At 59.6% G+C, this 17,129-nt stretch carries 14 protein-coding genes; 7 read left to right on the top strand and 7 right to left on the bottom strand.

Features of this window, described 5'->3' with window-relative positions:
- The first annotated feature begins 10 nt into the window (after positions 1-10).
- Both BXY39_RS09490 and BXY39_RS09485 read left to right on the top strand, forming a co-directional pair.
- A complete protein-coding gene (locus BXY39_RS09490) occupies positions 11-808 on the top strand; it encodes a DUF1295 domain-containing protein (protein WP_121938619.1) in 798 nt (265 codons plus the stop codon).
- 44 nt (positions 809-852) lie between these two features.
- The gene (locus BXY39_RS09485; RefSeq protein ID WP_121938618.1) at positions 853-1,944 is read left to right on the top strand and encodes a glycosyltransferase family protein; all 1,092 of its coding nucleotides are present in this window, start codon (positions 853-855) and stop codon (positions 1,942-1,944) included.
- Positions 1,945-2,010: 66 nt separating this feature from the next.
- Here BXY39_RS09485 and BXY39_RS09480 read toward each other — a convergent pair whose 3' ends face one another.
- The 4 genes from BXY39_RS09480 to BXY39_RS09465 form a co-directional block, all read right to left on the bottom strand.
- The gene (locus BXY39_RS09480; RefSeq protein ID WP_121938617.1) at positions 2,011-2,301 is read right to left on the bottom strand and encodes a hypothetical protein; all 291 of its coding nucleotides are present in this window, start codon (positions 2,299-2,301) and stop codon (positions 2,011-2,013) included.
- A gap of 130 nt (positions 2,302-2,431) precedes the next feature.
- Positions 2,432-3,847, bottom strand: a complete 1,416-nt coding sequence (locus BXY39_RS09475) for an NAD(P)(+) transhydrogenase (Re/Si-specific) subunit beta (protein WP_121938616.1) — start codon at positions 3,845-3,847, stop codon at positions 2,432-2,434.
- Between the two features lie 10 nt (positions 3,848-3,857).
- Positions 3,858-4,154 (bottom strand): NAD(P) transhydrogenase subunit alpha part 2, encoded by a 297-nt coding sequence (locus tag BXY39_RS09470; RefSeq protein ID WP_211332169.1) that lies wholly within the window; start codon positions 4,152-4,154, stop codon positions 3,858-3,860.
- Positions 4,147-5,298, bottom strand: a complete 1,152-nt coding sequence (locus tag BXY39_RS09465) for a Re/Si-specific NAD(P)(+) transhydrogenase subunit alpha (protein ID WP_211332168.1) — start codon at positions 5,296-5,298, stop codon at positions 4,147-4,149. Before BXY39_RS09465 ends, BXY39_RS09470 begins: the two co-directional genes overlap by 8 nt.
- A gap of 416 nt (positions 5,299-5,714) precedes the next feature.
- Between BXY39_RS09465 and BXY39_RS09460 the strand changes: the two genes are divergently transcribed.
- The 5 genes from BXY39_RS09460 to BXY39_RS09440 all read left to right on the top strand — a co-directional run bounded on the left by BXY39_RS09460 (position 5,715) and on the right by BXY39_RS09440 (position 15,071).
- The gene (locus BXY39_RS09460) at positions 5,715-7,205 is read left to right on the top strand and encodes a sigma-54-dependent transcriptional regulator (RefSeq protein WP_245999029.1); all 1,491 of its coding nucleotides are present in this window, start codon (positions 5,715-5,717) and stop codon (positions 7,203-7,205) included.
- Positions 7,202-8,056, top strand: a complete 855-nt coding sequence (locus BXY39_RS09455) for a glutamate racemase (RefSeq protein WP_121938613.1) — start codon at positions 7,202-7,204, stop codon at positions 8,054-8,056. Before BXY39_RS09460 ends, BXY39_RS09455 begins: the two co-directional genes overlap by 4 nt.
- Positions 8,057-8,152: 96 nt before the next feature.
- The gene (locus BXY39_RS09450) at positions 8,153-8,776 is read left to right on the top strand and encodes an SRPBCC family protein (RefSeq protein ID WP_121938612.1); all 624 of its coding nucleotides are present in this window, start codon (positions 8,153-8,155) and stop codon (positions 8,774-8,776) included.
- A 344-nt stretch (positions 8,777-9,120) separates the two neighbouring features.
- On the top strand, positions 9,121-9,933 hold the full coding sequence (locus tag BXY39_RS09445) for a hypothetical protein (protein ID WP_121938611.1): 813 nt from the start codon (positions 9,121-9,123) through the stop codon (positions 9,931-9,933).
- Positions 9,909-15,071 carry a DUF3320 domain-containing protein gene (locus BXY39_RS09440; RefSeq protein WP_121938610.1) on the top strand — a complete coding sequence of 1,721 codons (5,163 nt, stop codon included), beginning with the start codon at positions 9,909-9,911 and terminating at the stop codon, positions 15,069-15,071. The genes BXY39_RS09445 and BXY39_RS09440 overlap by 25 nt, the downstream gene beginning before the upstream one ends.
- A 247-nt stretch (positions 15,072-15,318) precedes the next feature.
- Here the strand turns inward: BXY39_RS09440 and BXY39_RS09435 are convergent, their stop codons facing one another.
- The 3 genes from BXY39_RS09435 to BXY39_RS09425 all read right to left on the bottom strand — a co-directional run bounded on the left by BXY39_RS09435 (position 15,319) and on the right by BXY39_RS09425 (position 16,908).
- Positions 15,319-15,636 (bottom strand): DUF2312 domain-containing protein, encoded by a 318-nt coding sequence (locus tag BXY39_RS09435; RefSeq protein ID WP_121938609.1) that lies wholly within the window; start codon positions 15,634-15,636, stop codon positions 15,319-15,321.
- Positions 15,637-15,751: 115 nt separating this feature from the next.
- Positions 15,752-16,066, bottom strand: a complete 315-nt coding sequence (locus BXY39_RS09430) for a DUF1244 domain-containing protein (RefSeq protein WP_211332167.1) — start codon at positions 16,064-16,066, stop codon at positions 15,752-15,754.
- Positions 16,067-16,170: 104 nt separating this feature from the next.
- Entirely contained in the window at positions 16,171-16,908 is a 738-nt protein-coding gene (locus BXY39_RS09425; RefSeq protein WP_211332166.1) for an N-formylglutamate amidohydrolase, read from the bottom strand.
- Positions 16,909-17,129: the final 221 nt, after the last annotated feature.

The raw sequence follows: 17,129 nt of genomic DNA, 5'->3' as shown, positions 1-17,129 counted from the left end.
GGAGGGTCCTATGATCTGGAATCTGATACCGGCAGCGGTGATGCCGCTGGCGGGGATGCTTTTTGTGCTGTGGCTGATCAGTATCGCCACCGGCAGGGTCAGTTTTATCGACGCCTTCTGGGGGGTCGGCTTTGTGATTGTCGCCTGGGCGTCGGCAGATTCGGCAGGCGGCTGGAGCACCATCGGCAACAGCGCGCGGCTGGTCCTGGTTCTGGTCACCCTGTGGGGTCTGCGGTTGGGCGGCTATTTGCTCCTGCGTTTCCTGCGCGAGGGCGAGGACAGGCGTTATGTGCGGCTGGCCGGCGAGCGCACCGGACTGCGCCGGCATCTCTGGTCACTGACCATGGTGTTCGGCCTACAGGGCCTGCTGATCCTGATCATCGCGGCACCGCTGATCGGTGTCATGGGCGATGCGCCGCGAGAAATCGGCGCCGCCGGTCTGGCGGGTGCGGCGCTTTGGGGCGTCGGGGTCTTTTTCGAATGGATCGGCGACTGGCAGCTGGTGCGTTTCCGCGCCGTACCGGACAATGAGGGCAAGGTTCTGAACACCGGGCTCTGGGCCTGGACACGCCACCCCAATTATTTCGGCGATGCCTGCCTGTGGTGGGGGCTGTGGCTGGCCAGCGGGCAGTGGTGGGCGGTGTTCGCCCCGGCACTGATGACCTTCCTGCTGATGAAATGGTCGGGCAAGCCGATGCTGGAAGCGGGCCTGCGCAAGCGCAAGCCGGCCTATGCCGCCTATATCGAGCGGACCAGCGGCTTCTTCCCCCGGCCACCGGCCCGAGGGAACGGGCACGCCGGACCGTGAAGCCCGAAAAGCGCTGGACAGGGCCCTGCCCGTATGGCTAGCAGTTGACAAGACCCCTTGAAAGTCTGGCCGGCGCGTTCCTGATGAATATCTGTTTCCATGCCTTTGCGAAGACCATGCTGGATGTGCGGACCATCCAGCCGGTCAAGGCCATGCGCCAGATGGGCGCCAATGTCTTTTATGCCGAGGAAACCCGCCCTCTGCCGCGCCTGACGGACCCGTCGGAGCCGCGCATCCTCATCCTGCAGCGGCTGGTTCCCGAGCCGCGAAACTGGATCGCCGCCCTGTGCAGCGCCTGGCGCAAGGGCTGGGTGACGATTGTCGAGGACGACGATCACCCGGATCTGTATGCGCGGTCTCTCGGCAAAAATGCCCATGTGGTGACGGCCTTCAGCGCGCGCACCGCCCATGCCATGCAAACGGCGACGCAAGCGCTCGCGGCGTGGCACCGCCGCAACACCCCGTATGTGACGGCTTTTGAAAATCAGGTTTACGAACTGCCGCCACTGGAAACCCGCCCGGACGATCATGTGCGTCTCTTTTTCGGCGCCATCAACCGCGAGGCCTGCTGGCGGCCCCTGATCGACACGATCAACGACACGCTGCGCCGTCACAGCCATGTCGTGCCTGTCGTGGTTCACGACCGCGACTTTTTCCAGGCACTGGACAGTCCCGGCAAACAATTCCACCCGGCCATGACCCATGAAGACTATATGACGCTGCTGGCGACATGCGACATTTCCCTGCTGCCGCTCAGCGACAATCGCGGCAACCGGTGCAAAAGCGACCTGAAATTCATTGAGGCGGCAGCGGCCGGTAATGCGGTGATCGCCAGCCCGACCGTCTATGACGCCTCGGTCAAGGACGGCCGGACCGGATTGATCGCCGGAACGACGGAGGACTGGTGCCGCCATCTGGAGGCACTGATCAGCACCCCCGCCTATCGCCGAACCATGGGCATGGCGGCGAGAACCTATGTCGCGCGCGAGCGCATGCTGATGCAGCATATCGGCAAGCGGCTGGCATGGTATCGCCAGGTGTGGGACAACCGCGCCGACCTGCACGCCGCGCTGGAAGCGCGGGAGCCGCGCGTGGCGCGGTTGGGGGCTCGGCAATCAGCGCGGCGGATGCCCTGACCTCCTTGCGAGAAGGCTCTGACAATTCTCCGCCGCACGTTTCGTACATTTAAAAGCTGCGACTTTTCAGGCGACGATCTTGATCGCCGGCTTTTCAGCCACCATACGGTCCTTCTTGCGGATCAGGCGCCAGATGCCGGGGCTGTCGGCCGCAGGCACCATTTTGCCCTGACGGCGCAGGGCGGTTGCCGCCTGGCGGATGTCCACCTGCCATGTGTAGAAAATATCGCCGGATTTCTTCAGATCCCTGCGGTGGTCCCGCCACAGGACCCGCGCCACTTCAACCGGTGTGGCTTCACCGCCCAGGCTTTTCAGCGTCCGTCGGACCAGCTTGGGCAAATCGGCTTTCGTCAACATTCATGTCTCCCTGAAATATGGTACGGGGAGTAGTATATGACAGTTTTGTGACATAAAGAAAAGAGCGGTATAAAAGAAAAGGGCCGGCATGCCGGCCCCTTTGGGTGTTTTGCAAATGTCGGCATCCCGCCTAAAGCGCCTTGACAATGCCCTCGACCATTTTCTTGGCGTCGGCGAACAGCATCATGGTGTTGTCGCGGAAGAACAGCTCGTTTTCCACGCCGGCATATCCGGACCCGAGCGAGCGTTTGACGAACAGGACCGTCTGCGCCTTTTCCACCTCCAGGATCGGCATGCCGAAAATGGGGCTTTGCGGGTCGGTCTTGGCCGCCGGATTGGTCACGTCATTGGCACCGATGACGAAAGCGACATCGGCTTGGGCAAACTCGCTGTTGATATCCTCCAGCTCGAACACCTCGTCATAGGGCACATTGGCTTCGGCCAGCAGGACATTCATATGACCCGGCATGCGGCCCGCCACCGGGTGGATGGCGTAGGACACCTTGACCCCTTCCTTTTTCAGCATGTCGGCCATTTCCTTCAGCGCGTGCTGGGCCTGCGCCACCGCCATGCCGTATCCGGGCACGATGATTACCTTGGAGGCGTTCTTCATGATGAAAGCCGCATCGTCGGCCGAGCCCTGCTTGACCGGCCGCTGTTCCCGCTCGGCCCCGCCGGCGGCGGCATCGTCGCCGCCGAACCCGCCGAGGATGACGGAGATAAAGCTGCGGTTCATGCCCTTGCACATGATGTAGGACAGGATGGCCCCGGACGAGCCCACAAGCGCGCCCGTGACGATCAGCGCCGTATTGGCCAGCGTGAAGCCGATCCCCGCCGCCGCCCAGCCGGAATAGCTGTTCAGCATGGACACCACCACCGGCATGTCCGCGCCGCCGATCGGGATGATCAGCAGGAACCCGATGACGAAGCTGAGAGCGATCAGCCACCAGAAGACCGACACACCGGCGATGGCACCGGCATCATCGCCGGAAAACAGAACGATCATGGCGACAATCGCCAGACCGATCAGCCCGTTAACCAGATGCCGCCCCGGCAGAAGGATCGGTGCCCCCGACATGTTGCCGTTCAGCTTGGCAAAGGCGATGACGGACCCGGAAAAGGTGATCGCCCCGATGGCGGCACCCAGGCTCATTTCCACCTTGCTGGCGGTGAAAATCCGTCCCACGGCGTCGGCGATGCCGAACGCTTCCGGGTTGAGGAACGCACTGGCCGCCACCAGCACGGCGGCAAGCCCCACAAGACTGTGGAAAGCCGCGACCAGCTGCGGCATGGCCGTCATGGCGATACGCCGTGCGATGACAAAGCCGACCGCCCCGCCAACGACAAGCGCCCCGATGATCCAGTCATAGGAGACGATTTCCGGGTTCAGCACCGTGGTGACGATGGCGATCGTCATGCCGAGAATGCCGAAAACATTGCCGCGGCGGCTGGTCTCGGGGCTGGACAGTCCACGCAGGGACAGGATGAACAGGACAGCGGCGACCAGATAGGCCACAGCCGTCACGTCGGTTTGAAACTGGCTCATCGTCCGCCCCCTATTTCTTTTTCTTGTACATGGCGAGCATGCGGGCCGTGACGGCGAACCCGCCGAAAATATTCACGGCGGCAAGTCCAACGGCAATGGCACCGAGGATTTTCGACAGGCTGGCGCCTGCGGGCCCGGCGGCGATCAGGGCGCCGACGATAATGACGCTGGAAATGGCGTTGGTGACGCTCATCAGCGGGGTGTGCAGGGCCGGTGTCACCGACCACACCACATAATAGCCGACGAAAATCGCCAGCACGAACACCGTCAGCTGCTGGACGAAGGGGTTGACCAGAATATCATGCATTGTCGGTCTCCTTCGGCTGCGGCAACAGCCGCTCATGAACAATGGCCCCATCCCTGGCGGCCAGCGTCCCGGCGATGATCTCATCGTCGTAATCCGGGGTGAAGGCGCCGTCGGCCAGATGGGGCGACAGGAAATTCAACAGGTTGCGGGCATAGAGCGCCGAGGCATCGGCCGCCAGCCGGCTCGGCACATTGCGGTGGCCGACAATGGTGACCCCGTTGTCGGTGACCACCATTTCGCCCGCCTTCGACAGGGCGCAGTTGCCGCCCTGCTCCACCGCCAGATCGACGATCACGCTGCCCGGCTTCATCGAGGCGACCATCTCCTGCGTGATCAGAAGCGGCGCGGGGCGGCCCGGAATCAGCGCCGTGGTGATGGCGATGTCCTGCTTGGCCAGCGTTTCGGCGATCAGCGCCGCCTGCTTGCGCTTGTACTCATCGCTCATCTCGCGGGCATAGCCGCCGCTGGTCTCGGCGGCCTGCGTTTCCTCGTCCTCGACCATGACAAAGTTGCCGCCCAGGCTTTCCACCTGTTCCTTGGCGGCGGGCCGCACGTCCGTCGCGCTGACCACGGCGCCCAGGCGCTTGGCCGTGGCAATGGCCTGAAGACCGGCGACGCCCGCCCCCATCACCATCACCTTGGCGGGGGCCACGGTGCCGGCTGCCGTCATCATCATCGGGAAGGCCCGGCCGAAGGTGGCGGCGGCATCGATCACCGCCTTGTAACCGGCCAGGTTCGACTGGCTGGACAGCACATCCATCGACTGGGCGCGGGTGATGCGCGGGATAAACTCCATGGCGAACACGCTGAGCCCGGCGCCCGCCAGGGCCTTCAGGCGGTCCCCTTCCTGAAACGGGTTGAAAACGCCCAGAACGGCAGCGCCTTTTTTGACCGCCGGCGCATCCACCGCCTCGAGCCCCTGCACGCTCAGAACAATGTCCGCATCGCCCAGAAGCGCCTTGCGGTCGGCAACGATGTCGGCGCCCGCGTCACTGTAAAGGCTGTCGGGCAGATCGGCGCCGGCGCCGGCGCCGGCTTCCACCGCGACGGCAAGGCCGGCGGCGCAGTATTTCTTCACCGTTTCGGGCACGGCGGCGACGCGGTGCTCCGCTTCCCTGCCCTCACGCACAATGACAAGCTTCATGCCTATTCCCTTAAGCTCGTGATCACATCAGCCCGAAGCCACGGTGCGGGCAACAGCCCCGCAGCCGTGTCGGACATCCCCCAATCCGCGCGTTGCCGGATCGCCGGCCGGCCCCCGAAGAACATACCGCCCCGAAGCCCGTCATGTCGGACGGGCCTGAGAGTAACCGAGGCTGACGGACGTGCAACCCGCTTCTTTCGATTGCAGTGATCGGCAGGCTTGCCATATGGCCTGTTTTGTCCTGAAATGATACAGCATGACCGAGAACGGCCCTGGACCGTCGCCCATGCCCCGCAAAGGCGGACCGGGTGAACACGGACCGGGTGGCAGTGCAAAGCACAAACCGGCAAACAGGCTGTTACGGTGCGGAGAGTGAACCAAAAGGCCAGATATTTGGACCAGTCATTGAGAAAGACATGGCTATGACAGCGCCCCTGGTGCTTATCGTCGAGGATGAGGCAACGCAATTGCGGATTCTGGAAAGCGTGGTGTCCCGCGCCGGCTACCGGGTATGCACAGCCATGCGCGGCGCGGACGCGCTGGCTAAGGTCGACGCGGACAGCCCGCCCGATGTGGTGCTTCTGGACCTAATGCTGCCCGACATGACCGGTATCGACGTGCTGAAAACCGTGCGGCCCGCGCACCCGGATCTGCCGGTAGTGATGCTGACGGCGAAATCCTCGATCACCACCGTGGTCGACGCCATGCGCACCGGGGCGACCGATTTTCTCGTCAAGCCCGCCAGCGCCGAGCGAATCCGCGCCAGCCTGGCCGCCGCCCTGAACACCGCCAGCCTGGTCGGCGAAATCGCCGCCATGGAAGACGGCGGCACCCGACCGGGCCTAGCCGGACTGATCGGCGACAGCCCCGCCATGACCGCCGCCAAGACCCTGGCCGAAAAAGCGGCGGGCACCGCCATTCCGGTTCTGATCGAGGGGGAATCCGGTGTCGGCAAGGAAGTCTTCGCCCGCGCCATCCACGCAGCCGGCGACCGGGCGGGCGGACCCTTCGTCGCCGTCAATTGCGGTGCCATCCCGGAAAATCTGGTGGAAAGCATTCTGTTCGGCCATGAAAAAGGGGCTTTTACCGGCGCCACCGAAAAACGGCGCGGCAAATTCGTCGAAGCCTCCGGCGGCACCCTGTTTCTGGACGAGGTCGGCGAGCTGCCGCTGGAAATTCAGGTCAAACTGCTGCGCGCCCTTCAGGAGCAGGAGATCGACCCGGTCGGCAGCCGCGACAGCGTGAAAGTGGACATCCGGGTGATTTCGGCCACCAACCGGCATCTTTACGATCTGGTGGCCACCGGCGCCTTCCGCGAGGATCTGTATTACCGCCTGAATGTCTTTCCCATCACCCTGCCGCCGCTGCGCGAGCGACGCGAGGATATTCCCGCGCTGGTGCGTCATTTTCTGGCCCGCATCGCCGACATGGAGGATGTCGGCCTGAAAAGCGCCGGCCGCGATGTCATCGCCCTACTGCAGCACTATGACTGGCCGGGCAATATCCGCCAGCTTCAGAATGCCCTGTTCCGGGCCGTCATCCTGTCGGACGGTACCCGGTTGGGTCCGGATGATTTCCCCCATATGGGCGACAGGACCACACAGACTCAGGCGCCCGGCGCCTTATCGCCGGCAAGCCGGCCCCTTGCGGGGACATGGCCCGGACGGGCAGGCCAGGACGGCGCGCCGGCGTCACGGCCTGCGGACGCCCACCTCAGTCTTGTGGACCCGAACGGCGATTTCCTGCCCCTGGCGGAACTGGAAGCGCGCATTCTGGCCGCGGCGATCGAGAAATATCAGGGCCGTCTGGCCGAGGTGGCGCGCCGGCTGAAAATCGGCCGCTCCACCCTGTACCGCAAGGTCGCCGACTACGGCCTGGAAACGGACGTGCGGGACGGACGGCGATGATCGGGGTTTTTGATTCCGGCACGGGCGGCCTGACCGTCCTGGACGGCCTGATGGAGCGGCTGCCGGAACAGGATTTCCTGTATCTGGGCGATCATGCCAATGCCCCGTATGGCCATCGCGGCAATGCCCATATCGTCGATATGACGCGCGCCGGCGTGGACTTCCTGATGAAACAGGGCTGCCGCCTTGTCATTCTGGGCTGCAATACGGCGGCGGCGGTCGCCCTGCGCACACTGCAGCAGACCTGGTTGGAGGACGCCCATCCCGGCAAGCGGATCCTCGGCGTTCTGGTGCCCATGGTCGAGGCCATGACCGGTGTCCCCTGGCACCACAGCGGCCCGCCGGCAAAGGCCGCCGCTCCGCAAAACGGCCGGCATATCGCCCTGTTCGCCACGCGCAAGACCATCGACAGCGGCGCCTACCGGGACGAGGTGGCCAAGCGCGGTCCCGGCATCCGCCTGGTTCAACAGGCCTGTCCGGGGCTTGTCGACGCGATTGAAGGCGGCGCCGGCGAACGCCCCCTGCGCGGGCTTGTCCACGGCTATGTACAGGACCTGCTGGATGCCGGGACCACACCGCCGGATGCCGCCGTTCTCGGCTGTACCCATTTTCCCCTGGTGCGGCATCTGTTCGCCGAGGCCCTGCCAGACGGCACCGCCATTCTGTCCCAACCCAACATCGTCGCCCGGTCGCTGGCGGACTATATGACCCGCCATCCCCGTTTCGCCGCCCCCGCACGCACGGGCGCTCCCGGCGTCCGCCTGTTGAGCACGGGCGATACCGGCCGCATGCCGGTCGGTGCCCTGCACCTAAGGGCCGACCTTCCGCCTTTTGAAAAGATCGCACTGTAAAAGCCGGTAAACCAAGGCTGCCTGTTGCCGCCGGCGCGGCCCGTGCTAGGCTTGCCCGTGAAAAGCACCGTGGGGGACAGGAAGGGGGCAAGGGCGATGACACGCAACACAAGGTCCGGCCTGACGGGGACCGCGATGATCGTGGCGGTGTTCACGGCGGTGATGACGGCCCCTTTTGCCGGCGCCCAAGACCCGGCGCAGGACAGTATGAAAGCCACTGTAACGGACGCGGTTTACGGCGCCTTCACCGTCGCGGTCGAAACCGACCTGCCCGCCCCGCCGGCGGAGGTGTTCGATGCCCTCACCGGCGATATTTCCGGCTGGTGGGACCACAGCTTCATGGACCGGCCCGCCCGTTTCTTCATCGAGGCGAAACCCGGCGGCGGCTTCTGGGAATATTTTGACGACGCCGGCACCGAGGGCGTGCGCCACGGTGTCGTCACCGCCGTCTGGAGAAATAAGAAACTGGTCTATCAGGGACAGCTCGGCTTTCTCGGCACCGGCGCCGGCCTGACCATCACCTACGATCTGGCGCCCAGCGAAAAGGGCACGCTTCTCAAGGTCACGGCGGCCTATGCCGGACAGGAGGAAGACGGCTGGCGCGCCGCGCTCGCCAGTGTGTGGGAACATTTCATCCTCACCCGCTTCACCCCCTATATCGAAGCCGGCTGCCACAAAACCGCCCCCTGTACCGCCTTCGCCCCGCCGGAGGAAAACTGATCCCTGCCGTCTACTTCCACACATGGGAAGCCCTCATACCAGACGGATAGGACGAATATGGGTAAACAGCCACGCCGAATAAAATAACCAACATATGTATGTTGCATACATATGTTGGCCGTTATGACGGAGGGCTTCCATACCTGTTAAGGATCAAACGCCTCGCAGCACTGCAAATTGTCACACGAATATACTCAACGGCAGGCTTGAGGACAGTTCCCACTGTCTTGTTTGAATTGAAATTCCACATCTCTGCGACCTTCCAAAACTAAATCATTGATTGCACTTGAACACGTTTTATCCTGTCCCTGTTGTTTAACTGGTAAATTGGGGGGACTGGGACCATGGCAATCGAAGAAGACTGTGGCAGGCTGGATGAAACCGCTTTCGACGACTCACAAGAAATTACAAAGGCTGAGGCACATCATGAAAAATCGGTGCCCACGATTCAGATTTTTCTGACGGCCACCCCCAAAATCAATCTGGCGCAACAACAAAACTCCATTCCTTTGGTGAGTGCACTGACAGTTGAAAATCCTTTTGAAGAAGACCTCAATAATATTGAAATCCATCTCACATCCGACCCGGCTTTCATTGAACCCAAAATCTGGAAAGTCGACCGTATCCGTGCAGGCGGAACTTTCAATCAATTCGACCCGGATGTCACACTTTCACGCTCCTTTTTAGCAGGCACGAAGGAAGCCATTAAGGGCTCATTGAAAGCCACTGTGACCCAAGGAGAAGATGTTCTTGGGGAAACGATTCTTGAAACTGCTGTGCTCGCTCATAATGAATGGGGAGGCATCAGTTATTTGCCAGAAATCATGGCAGCCTATGTGTTACCCAACGATCCTGCGGTCACAGCCATTCTGAGGGATGCAGCATCACTTCTGGGCAAAGCCGGTCATGACAACAGCCTTGAAGGCTACCAATCCAAAGACCGCAAGCGAGTCTGGCATCTTATCAGTGCGCTTTATGGTGCAATCGCGGCGCGCGGCGTCGTCTATGCACCCCCCCCCCGGCAAGTTTCGAGTCACAGGGACAAAAGGTACGTTATCCAAGCCGCATTGCCAGTGAACAGCTCGGAACCTGCCTTGATCTCGCCTTTCTGTTTGCAGCATGCTTGGAGCAGATGGGTCTTAATGCGTTGGTATTGATCACGCGAAACCATGCCTTTACCGGCTGCTGGCTCGTCGACGAAGACTTTTCATCCGCTGTGCAGGATGACCCTCAGGCCATCCGCAAACGCGTACAGCTTGGCGAGATGGTTCTGATCGAAACCACTCTGGTCACTAAACGCCCCGCACCTTCTCTGAAAACGTCGGCCAAGGCCGCTCTTGCCCATCTAGAGCAGGAAGAAGCGTTTCATCTAGCGGTCGATATTAGGCGCGCACGGATGGGCAATATCCGTCCCGTCATGCTGGAAGACACGAGTGACAGCACCCCTCAAACAAATGTGGAAGACGACCTCACCCCGACCGTTCCCCCTTTCGAGGAGGCGCCCGATCTGCCCGATATCGAGGTGATATCGACACGAGAAGAAAAACCAACAACGCCCGAAGGCCGCATCGACCTTTGGAAGCGGCGCCTGCTTGACATGACGCTCCGCAACAATCTCTTGAATTTCAAGGCAGGAAAAAAGTCTGTCCCCTTATACTGCACGGACCCTTCCAAGCTTGAAGACCTGATGGCCAGCGGCCAATCGATCAAGTTCGTTGCCATGCCGACTGTGATGAACGAACACGACCCCAGAAGCGCCCGGTTACACCACGAACGGTTTTCTTCAGATGCCAAAGAAGCGCCCGCAAGGGAATATCTGAACCGGGGCGAAATACTCGTCGCACTTCCTGAAAACGATGTCAGGTTACGCTTGACGGAACTATACCGCAAAGCCCGCAATGACCTTGAAGAAGGCGGTACAAACACCCTTTTCCTCGCTCTCGGTTCATTGAAATGGAAAGAAACGGAAACATCCGAACGCACCTTGCATGCTCCGCTTCTACTTTTGCCCGTTGCTTTAGAGCGTAAGAGTATTGCATCAGGATATCGGCTGTCGCTGATGGACGATGATCCACAGATCAATCCGACCCTTCTTCAAAAACTTAAAACTGATTTCGAGCTTTATTTTCCCGAATTTGAAGACGAATTGCCAACCGACCACGCCGGGTTGGACGTATCCCGCATCTGGCAAATCGTCAGAAACAAAATCCGCGATATCAAGGGCTGGGAATTGACCGAGAATGTGATCATTGCCACCTTTTCCTTCACCAAATATCTGATGTGGCGTGACCTTGAAGACCGTACCGAACAACTAAAGGAAAGTGCGGTTGTCAAACACTTGATCGATACACCGCGCGAAGCCTTCACCCCGCAAGGAGCGTTTGTAGAGAGCCGGGACATCGACGATTATCTGGCCCCCAAGGATACTTATTGCCCAATCCTTGCGGACGCATCCCAACTTGCCGCCGTGGTTGCTGCGGCATCCGGCAAGAATTTCGTCCTGATCGGACCACCTGGAACCGGCAAGTCTCAGACCATTACCAATATCATCGTCCAATGCCTGGCTGAGGGGAAAACGGTTCTTTTCGTCTCTGAAAAGATGGCGGCGCTTGATGTGGTCTATCGCCGTCTCCGCGATGTCGGCATGGGAGACTTCTGCCTGGAACTTCATTCCTCCAAGGCACGCAAGCTCGACATTCTCGCACAACTCAAAAATGCCTGGGACACCGCTTCACAGCATGGCCCGGAAGAATGGGAGCGCGAGGCCGCACGCCTGGAGGGTATGCGCCAACAGATGAATGCTCTGCCACGTGCCCTTCACAGACGCCATGACAATGGCCTTACGGTATTTGACGCCATCAGCTTCAAAGTGGCTTATGAGGACACTCCAAAAGTCGATCTCGCAGTACTTGCAGAAAGGTGCCTATCGGAGAACGCCCTGGATAATCTTCGGGAATGTGTCAAACGCCTCAGTATCGCAGCCGAAACGATTGGGGATCCAGGCGATCATCCTTTCGGAGCTATCGCCAAAACCGAGTGGTCTAATGCCTGGCAAGAAAGCTTTGAAGCCAAGACGCGTGACCTGCTCACCGCCTTGGAAAATCTTAAACCAAGATTTGAAGCCTTGCGGAGCACTCTTTCTCTCAACTTTGTCAGAGACAATACCGTAACCCTTGAAGCGCTTGATAACATCGGCGAACTTCTGACTTCCGCATATGGTAAACCATATGCTTTCGCTGCCGAAATCGCCTCAGACTTAAGAAAAGCCGCTGAAAATGGCAGGACTTTCCTTAAAGTCGAAACGGGCCTCAAAACACATTATGAGAGAAATGTCCTCAATGCCGATCTTGAAGATTGGCTTGAACGCTGGATGGACGCGCAGGCTACATGGTGGCCACGCAATCTCATCGTCGGCGGTAAAGTACGCAAGGAAATCGCCAGCCACATCAAATCGCGGACCAAACCGGCCAGCGAGACGCTTCTCACAGATCTTGAGACCCTTAAGGATTTGCGGTCTCACAATATTGAGATTGAAAAGCTTGCCGCGTCGGGCCAAGTCCTCGGCAGGATATGGCGCGGTGCCGACACTGACTGGTCAGAGGTGGACGCTGCCGTAAGCTTCGCTGACAGCCTTCGTCTTGCATTCACTCGCCTCGCTGGTGATGACATTGATCACCTTATGGGTCTTCGGACAGATACGAAGCGTTTGCTAAATGAGGGTAACGACCTTCTGAGTGCGGAAAGTACCGTCGGCAGCAAAGTGATCACATACAGAGCATCTCTGAAAAAATTCAATATCGCCCTTTCGGCCCTTCAGACGCATATCAAGGCGGACATATTGACAGTCGACACCTTTCAGGGGCTGGACACGCAACTCAATCAATGGCTGACTCGATTGCCGCGCCTTAAAGAATGGTGTGCCTGGCAGCATGAAAAGGCCAAGGCCTTGCACGCAGGGTTGCGGCCAGTGGTGGAGAAACTTGAAGATAAGACTATTACGGCCCGGGATATTCCACATATTTTCGAGGTGAGTTACCGATGCGCATGGGGCAATAGAGCCATCGACAACGACGACACGTTACGTACATTCGCAAGCGCCCAGCACGAACGTCTGATCGAAGAATTCCGTTCTCTCGACCAGAAACTCATGAAACTTACATCGGCGCAGGTTAGAGCCAGACTGGCGGGCAAGACACCGTCCAGAAATAGCATGTCAAACAGCCGTCAAACGGAATGGGGCCTTCTAAACCGGGAGATCAATAAAAAACGGCGTCACATGCCGCTCCGGAAACTGATCGGCGAACTTCCTAGTGCGCTTACCAAGCTCACCCCGTGCCTGTTGATGAGTCCATTATCGATTTCTCAGTATCTAAGCACCGAGGCAAAACTTTTCGACTTGGTGGTATTTGACGAAGCGTCACAAATTCCGACATGGGATGCGATAGGAGCGCTGGCACGCGGCCGTCAGGCAATCGTAGTCGGAGACCCGAAACAATTGCCCCCCACCAATTTCTTCGGACGTAACGACGATGAAGCTATAAACGAAGATCTACAAGTCGAAGACTTGGAAAGCATTTTGGACGAATGTACCGGCGCTAACCTGCCGGTACGCTATCTTGACCGCCATTATCGCAGCCGGCACGAGAGTCTGATCGCTTTCTCGAACCACCGTTATTATGGAAGCAAGCTGGTGACCTTTCCATCACCGGTTACATCGGATGTGGCGGTCACCTATCATCATGTCCCCAAAGGCATCTATGAACAGGGAACCCGCATCAATCGCACTGAAGCGCAAAAGGTTGCCGAAGCGGTCGTCATTTGGTTGAAAAAACCGCAATTCACCCGGGCAAAAGACCCTTGGTCAATTGGTGTCGTCACCTTCAATAGTCAGCAGCAGACCTTAATTCAGGACCTGCTTGACCAAGCCTGCGCCAAAGATCCGGATATAGACCATCATTTCTCGACCGACCGCATTGAACCGGTCTTCGTGAAAAATATCGAAAATGTCCAGGGCGATGAACGCGATGTGATCCTGTTTTCGCTGACCTATGGTCCACGTGCGACAGGGCGGATTTCTATGAATTTCGGTCCGATGAATAAGGAAGGCGGCGAGCGGCGGTTGAATGTGGCGATCACAAGGGCACGTCACATGTTGCATGTCTATGGGACACTGAAAGCCGAAGACATTGACCTGAATCGCAGCAAGACCAAAGGCGTCCGGGATTTCAAACATTTTCTTGAATTTGCCGAGAAAGGTCCCCGCGCCTTGGAGTCTGCCGCCGATGCCTCAGGCGGCGAGTATGAGAGTCCGTTCGAAAAGGCTGTCGCCGAACGTCTGGCTGCGAAAGGGTGGGATGTCATCCCGCAGATCGGCGTATCCAGCTACCGTATCGATCTCGGCATTATCCATCCGGATACGCCGGGCCGCTATCTGGCCGGGGTCGAATGCGACGGCGCGACCTATCATTCAAGCGCCAGCGCCCGCGAACGCGACCGGTTGCGCGAAATGGTTCTCAATGGCCTAGGCTGGAAGATTGTGCGCGTCTGGTCAACCGATTGGTGGGTCAATCCGGCCGACAGTCTTGAGAAAATCCACGCCAAACTTGAAGCGCTTCTTGATACGGACCGACGTGAAAAAGAATGTCACACAGCAACCACTGTGGAAGAGGACGACACGAACCAACAGCATCATGCATCGGTGGCAAATCAGCGTGAGCAGACGCCCATGGTTTCCAACGATAGTACATTTTCCACCGAAGAGAATCTTCCCGAAAATATATTCGTGGAAACAGACTTAAACGCTCTCGGTTTAGACTTAAAGCCGGATGATTTTTTCGAACCGAGCGAAAAGGCCAAGATCGCCCGAATGATCACGTTGATCCTTGAAAATGAGGCACCAATCGCCATCGAAATGGTGGCGACACGCATTGCCCGTATGTATGGATTTGCACGCACGGGTGCCAAGATCGCCCGATATATTCAGATGACAGCTTCCAGACTTGGCAATATCTTACGCGAACAAGACGGACTTGAAGTCTTGTGGCGGCACGATCAGGACCCAAATGGCTATACCGCGTTTCGGATCGTCAACCCAAGCTCGCGCGAACCGCGCAAAGCGGAATTCATTCCGATGATTGAACTCCTCAATCTCGTGCACGCTGTAAAAGACGAAGATCTTCCGTTCGACACAGATGCCCTACGCCGTGGCATGGGACGTCGGCTGGGCTATAATCGGATCACGAAGAAGATCGCACAAAGACTGGATGCGGCAATCGAAAATGCAATTCGAGATTGAATTTAATTCAATCATTGAGCACAAAAGGCGACCAAGTATCAACAATAGCGCTGAGTGAACCACCCGGACTTAAATAAAGAAGCCAACATATGTATGATGCATACATATGTTGGCTCTTTCTTAAGGCCGTATAAAGCGGCACTCATGGCTAGAGCGGCCGCTTTCGGCGCCCGGCATGGCAATCTTTTAACAGCAGCGCGCTCTGAAAAGACCAGCCTCCGGACAGAGGCGGCAGTCCTGCGGAGTGTTACTGGGCCGCCGTGGCGCTGCCGTCCGGGGCTGTGCCGTCCGGGGTGCCGGCGGGGCCTTCCGCCGGTTGCTGGCCGCCCTCGATGGCGTGCAGGTAAACGTCCAGCAAGGCTTCCTGCTCCTGACGTTCGTCCCGGTCCATCTTGCGGATGGAAATCACCTTGCGCATGACCTTGGTGTCGAAGCCTATGGCCTTGGCCTGGGCGTAGACTTCCTTGATATCCTCGGCGATGCCCTTCTTTTCTTCTTCCAAACGCTCGATGCGCTCGATAAAGCCGCGCAACTGTTCGCCGGCAATGCCGCCCGCCTGGACCATGCTGATGTCTCCCGCAGTGATTTCCGCCAATCGGTTCAAGAGCCGCGCACTCTATCGACGGCGGGCGGGCGATGCAACGCCCGCCTGCCGTCCGGGCTGATTTTCGTGTGCGGCCTTAGTCGGGTTTGCCGCGCACCTTGCGGTTCATGGCGACGCTTTCCTCCATCAGGGCCAGTTGTTCCTCGCTGGCGGGGCCCTGGTATCTGTCCTTGTAATCACCGTAGGGCATGCCGTAGACGATTTCGCGGGCGCTGTCCCTGTCCAGGCTTTCACCCTGTTCCTCGGCGGCCTCACGGTACCAGTCGGCCAGACAGTTGCGGCAGAAGCCGCCCCAGCCCATCAGGTCCACATTCTGCACGTCGGTGCGCTGCCGCAGATGGCTCAGCAGACGGCGGAAAACGGCGGCTTCGATATCGGTGGTCTTGCTCATCGGCGGCAAATCCCCTTTGTTGCGGCGCCACAATGGCAGTCAGGGGGTATTCGGGTGGCGCGCATGCGGCGTTTACGGTGTCACGGTCGGCACGTGGTCCGGCCTCAATAGTGCCGGATGGACAGGATATCGGGCCGTGACAGGCATTCGTCAAGCAGGTTGGCCAGCAACTCGGCCCATTCGGCGCACATGCGCCGGTCCGCCAGCAGGTCCTGGCGGATTTCCACCGTGGTCTGCGGCAATCCGTGGTCGGCGCCGTGGCGCTGCATGCTGGTATAGAGGTCCCGCCCCGAATAGGGCTGATTATTGCCGACGGTCAGGTCGGTTTCCCGTTCCACCAGTCCGATCAGTGCCTGTGCCAGACGCGGGTCGCGATTCCACAGGAAACCGATCTGCCACGGCCGCGGCGTGCCGTTCATGGCCGGGGTAAAACTGTGCATGCCGATCACCATCGGCACCAGCCCCTCGGCCAGATGCGCGGCCACCAGATCGCCGGCGGTGCGGTGGAACGGGTCATAATAGGCCGTCTTGCGAGCCGCGATCCGCGCTTTGTCCAGGCCCTGATTGCCGGGAATGACGACGCCGTCACTGACAGCCGGCACCAGTGTCGGGTCATCCGCGTCGCGGTTGCAGTCGATCACCAGCCGCGAAACCGGCGCCAGCACGGCGGGCACCTGCATCATCTCGCTGATCATGGCCGCCACGCTGGCGGCGCCGATATCCCAGGCGATATGGTCCTGAAGCGCCGCATCGTCCAGCCCCAGGGCATTCAGGCCCCGAGGCACGGCATTGCTGGCATGGTCGCACAGGATGATGACGCCGCCGCGCCCTTCCGCGCACAATATGTCGGGGTCCGTAGTATCGGGGTGCGGAATGTCTAAGCGGTGACCGTCGGAAGCCGCCGGCGCAGGAGATCCGGCCGAGGCCGCGGGGGCGGATGGAACAGAAGTAGGGTCTTGCGGCGGCATGGCATCTTCCAGTCAGAGGGGCGGCGGGCAAAAAATCACGCTGTCCGCCCCGGGCGGGCACTGGACAATGCGGTCACACACCCTGACTATTGCCC

This window comes from Eilatimonas milleporae, assembly GCF_003688555.1.
In the GTDB taxonomy this organism is placed as follows: domain Bacteria; phylum Pseudomonadota; class Alphaproteobacteria; order Sphingomonadales; family Kordiimonadaceae; genus Eilatimonas; species Eilatimonas milleporae.
This window is presented reverse-complemented; position numbering and strand designations above follow the sequence as displayed.

Coding starts and splice junctions, on each gene's coding strand:
- BXY39_RS09475 (WP_121938616.1), bottom strand. CDS start 3,847: ATGAGCCAGTTTCAAACCGACGTGACGGCTGTGGCCTATCTGGTCGCC.
- BXY39_RS09450 (WP_121938612.1), top strand. CDS start 8,153: ATGACACGCAACACAAGGTCCGGCCTGACGGGGACCGCGATGATCGTG.
- BXY39_RS09480 (WP_121938617.1), bottom strand. CDS start 2,301: ATGTTGACGAAAGCCGATTTGCCCAAGCTGGTCCGACGGACGCTGAAA.
- BXY39_RS09470 (WP_211332169.1), bottom strand. CDS start 4,154: ATGCATGATATTCTGGTCAACCCCTTCGTCCAGCAGCTGACGGTGTTC.
- BXY39_RS09440 (WP_121938610.1), top strand. CDS start 9,909: ATGGGTCTTAATGCGTTGGTATTGATCACGCGAAACCATGCCTTTACC.
- BXY39_RS09430 (WP_211332167.1), bottom strand. CDS start 16,066: ATGAGCAAGACCACCGATATCGAAGCCGCCGTTTTCCGCCGTCTGCTG.
- BXY39_RS09445 (WP_121938611.1), top strand. CDS start 9,121: ATGGCAATCGAAGAAGACTGTGGCAGGCTGGATGAAACCGCTTTCGAC.
- BXY39_RS09435 (WP_121938609.1), bottom strand. CDS start 15,636: ATGGTCCAGGCGGGCGGCATTGCCGGCGAACAGTTGCGCGGCTTTATC.
- BXY39_RS09455 (WP_121938613.1), top strand. CDS start 7,202: ATGATCGGGGTTTTTGATTCCGGCACGGGCGGCCTGACCGTCCTGGAC.
- BXY39_RS09490 (WP_121938619.1), top strand. CDS start 11: ATGATCTGGAATCTGATACCGGCAGCGGTGATGCCGCTGGCGGGGATG.
- BXY39_RS09465 (WP_211332168.1), bottom strand. CDS start 5,298: ATGAAGCTTGTCATTGTGCGTGAGGGCAGGGAAGCGGAGCACCGCGTC.
- BXY39_RS09460 (WP_245999029.1), top strand. CDS start 5,715: ATGGCTATGACAGCGCCCCTGGTGCTTATCGTCGAGGATGAGGCAACG.